Source organism: Pseudomonas sp. IPO3749 (genome assembly GCF_013386605.1).
Taxonomy (GTDB): Bacteria; Pseudomonadota; Gammaproteobacteria; order Pseudomonadales; family Pseudomonadaceae; genus Aquipseudomonas; species Aquipseudomonas azotoformans_A.
In genome coordinates this window covers 1-9,147 of the sequence record NZ_JACARN010000017.1, presented here as the reverse complement: position 1 = coordinate 9,147, position 9,147 = coordinate 1, and the positions used below count along the sequence as shown (strand labels likewise).

The following is a 9,147-nucleotide window of genomic DNA, read 5'->3' as shown; positions in this document are numbered from 1 at the left end:
AAGCTCGCTCACCACAAAAGTGCCAGGCAGAAAATATTATTTGAAGCGCCGCTCCACGCCTTTCTCCACCAGAATCTTCGCCGAAATCTCTTCCACCGAAAAATGCGTGGAATTGATGTGCGCAATATTCTCGCGACGGAACAGATTTTCTACTTCTCGCACTTCGAACTCGCACTGCGCATAGCTGGAATAGCGGCTGTTGGGCTTGCGTTCATTGCGGATCGCCGTCAGCCGATCCGGATCAATGGTCAGCCCGAACAGCTTGTGCGAATGCGCGCGCAGGGCGGCCGGCAGCGTCAAATGCTCCATGTCGTCCTCGGTCAGCGGATAGTTGGCCGCGCGGATGCCGAATTGCATGGCCATGTACAGGCAGGTGGGCGTTTTGCCGCAGCGGGATACGCCCACCAGGATCAGGTCGGCCTTGTCGTAGTAGTGGGTGCGGGCGCCGTCATCGTTGTCGAGGGCGAAGTTCACCGCCTCGATACGCTCCATATAGTTGGAGTTGTGGCCAATGGAATGGGACTTTCCTACCGAGTACGACGAATGTTCACTCAGCTCTTGTTCCAGCGGCGCGAGGAACGTCGAGAAAATGTCGATCATGAAACCATTCGACGTTGCGAGAATCTCACGAATGTCTTGATTGACGATGGTGTCGAAAATGATCGGACGAAAACCGTCTTTTTCGGCCGCCAGATTGATTTGTTGTACCATGGCCCGCGCTTTATCCACGCTGTCGATGTACGGCCGCGTGAATTTGGCGAAGGTAATGTTTTCGAACTGCGCGAGCAGGCTTTGACCCAATGTTTCGGCTGTGATGCCGGTGCCGTCGGAGATAAAGAAAGCAGATCGTTTCATTTGAGCCCTGGGCCTTAAGCTGATGGCGAATCTTGGATATGATAGGCGCGATTTTGCCGTCCCGCAGTGGGCCGCATTCTCACTTATTTTCCAGGTCCAGGCCACAAGCGCTGGCGATTGCTCCTACTGAGCAGCCGGCGTCCTGAGCTTTTCCAACACAGTTAGTGGAGAGATCACCTTGGTAGAGTACGTAGTTTCCCTCGATAAGCTCGGCGTCCATGATGTAGAGCACGTGGGGGGCAAGAACGCATCCCTCGGCGAGATGATCAGTAATCTTGCAGGCGCTGGTGTCTCGGTGCCCGGTGGTTTCGCCACCACGGCCCAGGCTTACCGCGATTTCCTCGAACTGAGCGGCCTCAACGCTCAGATCCACGCCGCGCTGGACGCCCTGGACGTCGACGACGTCAATGCCCTGGCCAAGACCGGCGCCCAGATCCGCCAGTGGATCATGGAAGCCGAGTTCCCCGAGAAGCTCAACGAAGAAATCCGCACCGCCTTCGCCGCGCTGTCGGCCGGTAACCCGGACGTCGCCGTTGCCGTGCGCTCTTCGGCCACCGCCGAAGACTTGCCGGATGCCTCTTTCGCCGGCCAGCAAGAAACCTTCCTGAACATCCGCGGCGTGGAAAACGTGATCCGCGCGGCCAAGGAAGTGTTCGCCTCGCTGTTCAACGACCGCGCCATTTCCTACCGTGTGCACCAAGGTTTCGACCACAAGCTGGTGGCCCTGTCTGCCGGTGTGCAGCGCATGGTGCGTTCGGAAACCGGCACTGCCGGCGTGATGTTCACCCTCGATACCGAATCGGGCTTCCGTGACGTGGTGTTCATCACCGGCGCCTACGGCCTGGGCGAAACCGTCGTACAGGGTGCGGTCAACCCTGACGAATTCTACGTACACAAGCACACCCTTGAAGCCGGCCGCCCGGCCATTCTGCGCCGCAACCTGGGCAGCAAGGCCATCAAGATGATCTATGGCGACGAGGCCAAGGCCGGTCGCTCGGTGAAAACCGTTGAAGTCGACAAGGCCGAACGCGCGCGTTTCTGCCTGACCGACGCTGAGGTCAGCGAACTGGCCAAGCAAGCGATGATCATCGAAAAGCACTACAAGTGCCCGATGGACATCGAGTGGGCCAAGGACGGTGACGACGGCAAGCTGTACATCGTGCAGGCCCGTCCGGAAACCGTGAAAAGCCGCACCTCGGCCAATGTCATGGAGCGCTACCTGCTCAAAGAAACCGGCACCGTACTGGTGGAAGGCCGTGCCATCGGCCAGCGCATCGGCGCCGGCAAGGTGCGGATCATCAAGGACGTGTCCGAGATGGACAAAGTCCAGCCAGGTGACGTACTGGTCTCCGACATGACCGACCCGGACTGGGAACCGGTGATGAAGCGCGCCAGCGCCATCGTCACCAACCGTGGCGGGCGTACCTGCCACGCGGCGATCATCGCCCGTGAGCTGGGGATTCCTGCGGTCGTGGGCTGCGGCAACGCGACCCAACTGTTGAAAGACGGCCAAGGCGTGACTGTTTCCTGCGCCGAAGGCGACACCGGTTTCATCTTTGAAGGCGAGCTGGGCTTCGATATCAAGCAGAACTCCATCGACGCCATGCCGGACCTGCCGTTCAAGATCATGATGAACGTCGGCAACCCGGACCGCGCCTTTGACTTCGCGCAATTGCCGAACGCCGGTGTGGGCCTGGCCCGCCTGGAGTTCATCATCAACCGCATGATCGGCGTGCACCCCAAGGCCCTGCTGAACTACGACGGCCTGCCGCTGGACATCAAGGAAAGCGTCGACAAGCGCATCGCCGGCTACAACGACCCGGTGGGCTTCTACGTCGAGAAGCTGGTGGAAGGCATCAGCACCCTGGCGGCGGCGTTCTACCCGAAAAAGGTCATCGTGCGCCTGTCGGACTTCAAGTCCAACGAATACGCCAACCTGATCGGCGGCAAGCTCTACGAGCCGGAAGAAGAAAACCCGATGCTGGGCTTCCGTGGCGCCTCGCGCTACATCAGTGAAGCGTTCCGTGACTGCTTCGAACTCGAATGCCGCGCCCTCAAGCGCGTGCGTAACGAGATGGGCCTGACCAACGTCGAGATCATGGTGCCGTTCGTGCGCACCCTGGGCGAAGCGAGCCAGGTGGTGGACTTGCTGGCTGAGAACGGCCTGTCCCGTGGTGAGAACGGCCTGCGCGTGATCATGATGTGCGAATTGCCGTCCAACGCCATCCTGGCTGAAGAATTCCTGGAGTTCTTCGACGGTTTCTCCATCGGCTCCAACGACCTGACCCAGCTGACCCTGGGCCTGGACCGTGACTCCGGGATCATCGCGCACTTGTTCGACGAGCGAAATCCTGCGGTCAAGAAGCTGCTGGCCAACGCCATCCAGGCCTGCAACAAGGCCGGCAAGTACATCGGTATCTGCGGCCAAGGCCCTTCCGACCACCCTGACCTGGCCAAGTGGCTGATGGAACAGGGCATCGAAAGCGTCTCGCTGAACCCCGATTCCGTGCTGGAAACCTGGTTCTTCCTGGCGGAAGGCCAAGCGTCCGCCTAAGATCGTTACGTCAAAAGTGCCGGTCACCCGTGGTGGGTGACCGGCATTCTTATCTGTACAGGGCGGAATCCTTGCGGACGTCGCCCTTTTTTTGTGCAAGAGCATTATGCAAAGCAGCAGCAACCTGTTTCCTGTCGCCCTGATCAGCGCTGAACGTCGTGGCGACCTGAGTGAAGACGTGTATCGCCTCAAACCCGGTAACAGCCCCGACGGCACCGTCGAGCTGGCGGTTACCCGTTTGGGCCTGGCCGATGTCCCGGAAAACCGGGGCATCCCGGTTATTTTGTTACACGGCAGTTTTTCCAACCGACGCTTCTGGTATTCGCCAAAAGGTATCGGGTTGGGTGCTTATCTGGCGCGCGAGGGGTTTGATGTCTGGATCCCGGAAATGCGCGGCCATGGCCTGTCCAAGCGCAATCATGACTACGCCCGCAACCGCGTCGCGGACTATGCACGTTATGACTTGCCGGCCATCGGCGCGTTCGTGCGTGAGCAAAGCGGACAGATTCCCCACTGGATCGGCCATTCCCTGGGCGGCACCAGCTTGGCGGCGGCCCTGGGTGGGCAGCACCTGGGTGCTCCGGCCGTGGCGTCGGTGGCGCTGTTTGGTTGTCAGGTCAGTCGCACCCACTGGCCGTTGAAACTGCCACCCGTGGAATGGACCGGGCGCCTGCTGTTGAAGCGTTTTGGCGAAGTGTCCGGCTCGCGCCTGAAGCGTGGCCCCGAGGACGAACCGGCGGGCGTGATGATCGAAGCCATGCGCTGGAATGGCCTGTTTGGCCGCTTCGGCGAGGGCAAGAACGATTGGTGGAAAGGCCTGGCTGAAGTCGATGTGCCGCTGTTGGCCGTCAGTGCGGCCGGGGATCATCAGGACCCCGACTGGGCGTGTCGCAAGCTGTTCGAGCAAGTCGGCTCCGAGCATCGTCAGTACCTGTGCCTGGGCCGTCAGCAAGGCTTTACCGGGGATTTCGGGCATGTGGAGATGCTGGTGAGCAAAGCCGCCCAGGCCGAAGTGTGGCCGTTGGTGATGCAGTGGCTGAAAGATCCGCTCACACCCTTGCCAGGCGCGCAGGCCGAGGTGTTGGCTACGGTTTGAGGCAACGCTCGCCAAGGGCGTTTCGCTCATGTGTGGTTGCGGCTAAGATATGACGCGTTAAACGCTTCTGGTCATATTCAGTCGCGCAGTGGCTATTGCGTTGCGGCGAGACGGATGGGATGTTTCGCACCTGCCCTGGCTGGCGCTTCTTTCGAAAGACACCTCTTTGACGCAAAGGAATTTTTCAATGAACCATTACGTGACTCCCGATCTGTGCGACGCCTATCCGGACCTGGTGCAGGTGCTCGAACCAATGTTCAGCAACTTCGGCGGCCGAGACTCCTTCGGCGGCGAGATCGTCACCCTTAAATGCTTCGAAGATAACTCCCTGGTCAAGGAACAAGCCGATCAGCCGGGCGCCGGCAAGGTGCTGGTGGTCGACGGTGGCGGCTCCCTGCGTCGCGCGCTGCTGGGCGACATGATCGCCGAGAAAGCGGCAAAAAACGGTTGGGAAGGGCTGGTGATCTACGGTTGCATCCGTGACGTCGACGTCATTGCCCAGACCGATCTGGGTGTACAGGCCTTGGCCAGTCATCCGATGAAGACTGACAAGCGCGGTATTGGCGACCTGAACGTGGTCGTTACTTTCGCGGGTGTGACCTTTCGTCCGGGTGAATACATCTACGCCGATAACAATGGCGTGATCGTTTCCCCTAGCCCGCTGAAAATGCCCGAATAAAACAGGAGTAAGGATGTTCGAGGAAGAAAACGCGCAATGGGGCCTGGTGCATGCCCTGGTGCTGGACGGTAAAGGCGGTGCGCGTTCGATTGCCCGGACTGAGCTCGACGACTTGCAACTGCAGCCCCAGGAGAGCCTGTGGCTGCATTGGGATCGCAGCCACCCGCAAACCCAGACCTGGCTGCGCAAATCCAGCGGTTTGAGCGAGTTTGCCTGTGACCTGTTGCTGGAGGAGAACACCCGTCCGCGCCTGTTGCCGCTGCCGGACTCGGAATTGCTGCTGTTCCTGCGCGGGGTCAACCTAAACCCCGGTGCGGAGCCGGAAGACATGGTCTCGGTGCGCATCTTCGCGGCTGCCAGCCGTGTGATTTCCCTGCGCCTGCGCCCGTTGCGCGCCACTGACGAACTGTTGGTGCAGTTGGCGGACGGCAAAGGGCCCAAGACCGCGTCGGAACTCATCCTCTATATGGCGCAGTACCTGACCCATAAAGTGCAGGATCTGGTCTCCGACCTGTCTGAAATCGTCGATGCCGAGGAAGAAAAACTCGATACCGACGAACGGTATACCCCGGAACACGGCAGCATTTTGCAGATCCGCCGACGAGCGGCCGGGCTGAAGCGATTCCTCGCTCCGCAGCGGGATATTTTTGCCCAGCTCACACGGATCAAATTGCCGTGGTTCTGCGATGACGATGCCGATTACTGGAACGAATTGAACAACAGCCTGACCCGCTACCTGGAAGAACTTGAATTGACCCGGGAGCGCGTGGGGCTTGTGCTGGAGGCCGAAGACCGGCGTTTGAGCGTGCGCATGAACCGCACCATGTACCGCTTCGGGATCATCACCGGGATCTTCCTGCCGATGAGTTTTCTCACCGGGCTGCTGGGCATCAATGTGGGCGGGATTCCGTTCTCCGCCAGCCCCTATGGATTCATGGTGGCGTGCCTGTTGATGGTCTCGGTGGCACTCGGACAATGGTGGCTTTTTCGACGATTGCGCTGGGTTTGAGCTGAATATGACCTGAACGTAGGAAGGGTCCTATGTGACCCCAAGAATTTTACCCTCGTCTTTTAAATCACTTGCGAGAGGTCTTTATGCACGATCCGTTCGAACAGTCTTTGCGTGACATGCTCAATGCCTCGCCGTCCAACCGCGACGACGATGCCTGCCTGGGCCGCGTGTTGAAAACCGCCAACCGCCAGGTGGGTGCGGGTGACCTGTTCGGTCTGCTCGGCCGCTGGCTGCCAGCGTTGATGATGGCCCTGAACAACGGTTCGGCCCACGTATCGCCGGTTTCCCGTCGTAAACCTCTTGCTCGCACTGCTGATAAGGCTGATTGAATATGGAACTTGATCTCTGGACCCAGAGCCTGGTCACCGCGATGACCGCATTGTGGACCAAGGTGGCGAATTTCATTCCCAACCTGTTTGGTGCACTGGTACTGGTGTTGCTGGGTTTTGTCGTGGCCAAGCTGCTCGACACCCTGTTGTCCAAATTGCTCGCAAAACTGGGCCTCGATCGCCTGATGGCTGGCACCGGCCTGACCAAGCTGCTGGGGCGCGCCGGGCTGCAAGTGCCGATCTCCACCTTGATCGGCAAGATCGTCTATTGGTTTGTTTTGCTGATTTTTCTGGTTTCTGCGGCTCAATCCCTTGGACTTGAGCGAGTTTCAGCTACGCTCGACATGCTGGCGCTGTATTTGCCGAAGGTTTTCGGCGGCGCGCTGGTGCTTTTGGTAGGCGTTTTGCTGGCGCAACTGGCCAATGGGCTGGTGCGCGGCGCCGCCGAAGGCGTGGGGCTGGACTATGCGGCGGGCCTGGGTCGGATCGCCCAGGGCTTGGTCATTATCATCAGTATTTCGGTCGCGATCAGCCAGTTGGAGGTCAAGACTGACCTGCTCAACCATGTGATTGTGATCGTTTTGATTACCGTTGGTCTGGCCGTTGCGCTGGCCATGGGCTTGGGAAGCCGGGAAATTGCCGGTCAGATTCTTGCGGGAATCTATGTGCGTGAGTTGTATCAGGTTGGGCAACAGGTGCGTGTGGGCGAGGTTGAAGGGCAAATCGAGGAGATCGGCACAGTCAAGACGACGGTGCTGACCGATGACGGCGACCTGGTGTCGTTGTCCAATCGGATTCTCTTGGAGCAGCAGGTCAGTAGCCGCTAATCCGGCAAACCCTGCTAATGTACGCCGCCGCAAACCCGGCTGACCGGGCTGTAGCGGACATTGACCTGACTGTCGGCACGACTTGTTTTGAATAAAGCCCAAACGCTGTCCACGCGCTATGACCCCCGTGAGCTCTCTGATGAGGAGTTGGTCGCGCGCTCGCACACGGAGCTGTTTCACGTAACTCGCGCGTACGAAGAATTGATGCGCAGATATCAACGCACTCTGTTCAACGTTTGTTCAAGGTATTTAGGGAACGATAGAGATGCGGATGATGTCTGTCAGGAAGTGATGCTCAAGGTGCTGTATGGCCTGAAGAACTTCGAGGGAAAATCGAAGTTCAAGACATGGCTATATAGCATCACGTACAACGAGTGCATCACGCAGTATCGCAAGGAACGGCGAAAGCGTCGCTTGATGGACGCCTTGAGTCTGGACCCCCTTGAGGAAGCGTCTGAAGAGAAGACGCCGACACCCGAGGAGAAGGGCGGACTTGATCGCTGGTTGGTGTATGTGAACCCGATTGACCGGGAAATTCTGGTGCTACGATTTGTCGCAGAGCTGGAATTCCAGGAAATCGCTGACATCATGCACATGGGTTTGAGTGCTACAAAAATGCGTTACAAACGTGCTCTTGATAAATTACGTGAGAAATTTGCGGGCGAGACTGAAACTTAGTGCGTGGCAAATATCTCTTACGTGTAGGCAAGTTCTGTTAGACTTGTCGCCGAGTTGTCCCCCGGTTTGTGGGACTGCTTTACAATCACCAGATGGGGATTTAACGGATGAAACTGAAAAACACCTTGGGCTTGGCCATTGGTTCTCTTATTGCCGCTACTTCTTTCGGCGTTCTGGCACAAGGCCAAGGCGCAGTTGAAGGCGAGCTGTTCTACAAGAAGCAGTACAACGATAGCGTCAAGCACATCGAAGACGGCTTCAATCCTGGCGCTCGCATCGGTTACTTCCTGACCGACGACCTGTCCTTGAACCTGTCCTACGACAAAACCAACCACACCCGTTCGAACGACGGTACTGGTAACCAGAAGATCAAAGGCGATACCGGCAGCCTGGTTGCCCAGTATCACTTCGGTCAAGCTGGCGTAGACAGCCTGCGTCCGTACGTTGAAGGCGGTTTCGGCCACCAGAGCCGTACCAACGTTCAAGCTGACGGCCACAGCGGTCGCGACCAGACTACCTTCGCTACCGTTGGTACTGGCGTGAAGTACTACTTCACCAACAACCTGTACGCTCGTGCCGGTGTTGAAGCTGACTACGGTCTGGACAACGGCAAGTGGGACTACTCCGCACTGGTCGGCCTGGGCGTGAACTTCGGCGGTAACGCTGGCGCAGCTGCTCCAGCTCCTACCCCAGCACCAGCTCCAGAGCCAACTCCAGAGCCAGAAGCTCCAGTTGCTCAGGTTGTACGTGTTGAGCTGGACGTTAAGTTCGACTTCGACAAGTCGGTTGTTAAGCCTAACAGCTACGGCGACGTGAAAAACCTGGCCGACTTCATGGCTCAGTACCCAGCTACCAACGTAGAAGTTGCTGGTCACACTGACTCCGTAGGTCCAGACGCTTACAACCAGAAACTGTCCCAGCGTCGTGCTGACGCTGTTAAGCAAGTCCTGGTTAAAGACGGCGTTGCTCCTAGCCGTATCACCGCAGTAGGTTACGGCGAATCCCGCCCAGTTGCTGACAACGCAACTGAAGCTGGTCGTGCTGTTAACCGTCGCGTAGAAGCGTCGGTTGAAGCTCAAGCTCAGTAATTACTGAGTTGTCTAGTCCTGAAATAGGT

The 9,147-nt window shown here is 58.3% G+C and carries 9 protein-coding genes; 8 read left to right on the top strand and 1 reads right to left on the bottom strand.

Annotation, left to right across the window (positions count from 1 at the left end; translation table 11 throughout):
* Positions 1-36: 36 nt before the first annotated feature.
* A complete protein-coding gene (locus HX812_RS08440) occupies positions 37-855 on the bottom strand; it encodes a pyruvate, water dikinase regulatory protein (RefSeq protein WP_003193298.1) in 819 nt (272 codons plus the stop codon).
* 178 nt (positions 856-1,033) lie between these two features.
* Here HX812_RS08440 and ppsA point away from each other — a divergent pair, with 178 nt between their 5' ends.
* The 8 genes from ppsA to HX812_RS08400 all read left to right on the top strand — a co-directional run bounded on the left by ppsA (position 1,034) and on the right by HX812_RS08400 (position 9,118).
* Entirely contained in the window at positions 1,034-3,409 is a 2,376-nt protein-coding gene (ppsA, locus tag HX812_RS08435; RefSeq protein WP_028617515.1) for a phosphoenolpyruvate synthase, read from the top strand.
* A 106-nt stretch (positions 3,410-3,515) separates the two neighbouring features.
* Positions 3,516-4,505, top strand: a complete 990-nt coding sequence (locus tag HX812_RS08430; RefSeq protein WP_038851174.1) for an alpha/beta fold hydrolase — start codon at positions 3,516-3,518, stop codon at positions 4,503-4,505.
* A 187-nt stretch (positions 4,506-4,692) separates the two neighbouring features.
* A complete protein-coding gene (rraA, locus tag HX812_RS08425) occupies positions 4,693-5,184 on the top strand; it encodes a ribonuclease E activity regulator RraA (protein ID WP_015885349.1) in 492 nt (163 codons plus the stop codon).
* A gap of 13 nt (positions 5,185-5,197) precedes the next feature.
* Positions 5,198-6,193, top strand: a complete 996-nt coding sequence (locus HX812_RS08420) for a zinc transporter ZntB (RefSeq protein ID WP_038851176.1) — start codon at positions 5,198-5,200, stop codon at positions 6,191-6,193.
* An 86-nt stretch (positions 6,194-6,279) separates the two neighbouring features.
* Positions 6,280-6,525, top strand: a complete 246-nt coding sequence (locus HX812_RS08415) for a hypothetical protein (protein WP_005790375.1) — start codon at positions 6,280-6,282, stop codon at positions 6,523-6,525.
* 2 nt (positions 6,526-6,527) lie between these two features.
* Positions 6,528-7,352, top strand: coding sequence for a mechanosensitive ion channel domain-containing protein (locus HX812_RS08410; protein WP_003175519.1), 825 nt, complete (start codon positions 6,528-6,530; stop codon positions 7,350-7,352).
* A gap of 87 nt (positions 7,353-7,439) precedes the next feature.
* Positions 7,440-8,030, top strand: coding sequence for an RNA polymerase sigma factor SigX (gene sigX, locus HX812_RS08405; protein ID WP_038851177.1), 591 nt, complete (start codon positions 7,440-7,442; stop codon positions 8,028-8,030).
* A gap of 107 nt (positions 8,031-8,137) precedes the next feature.
* A complete protein-coding gene (locus tag HX812_RS08400; RefSeq protein WP_015885346.1) occupies positions 8,138-9,118 on the top strand; it encodes an OmpA family protein in 981 nt (326 codons plus the stop codon).
* Positions 9,119-9,147: the final 29 nt, after the last annotated feature.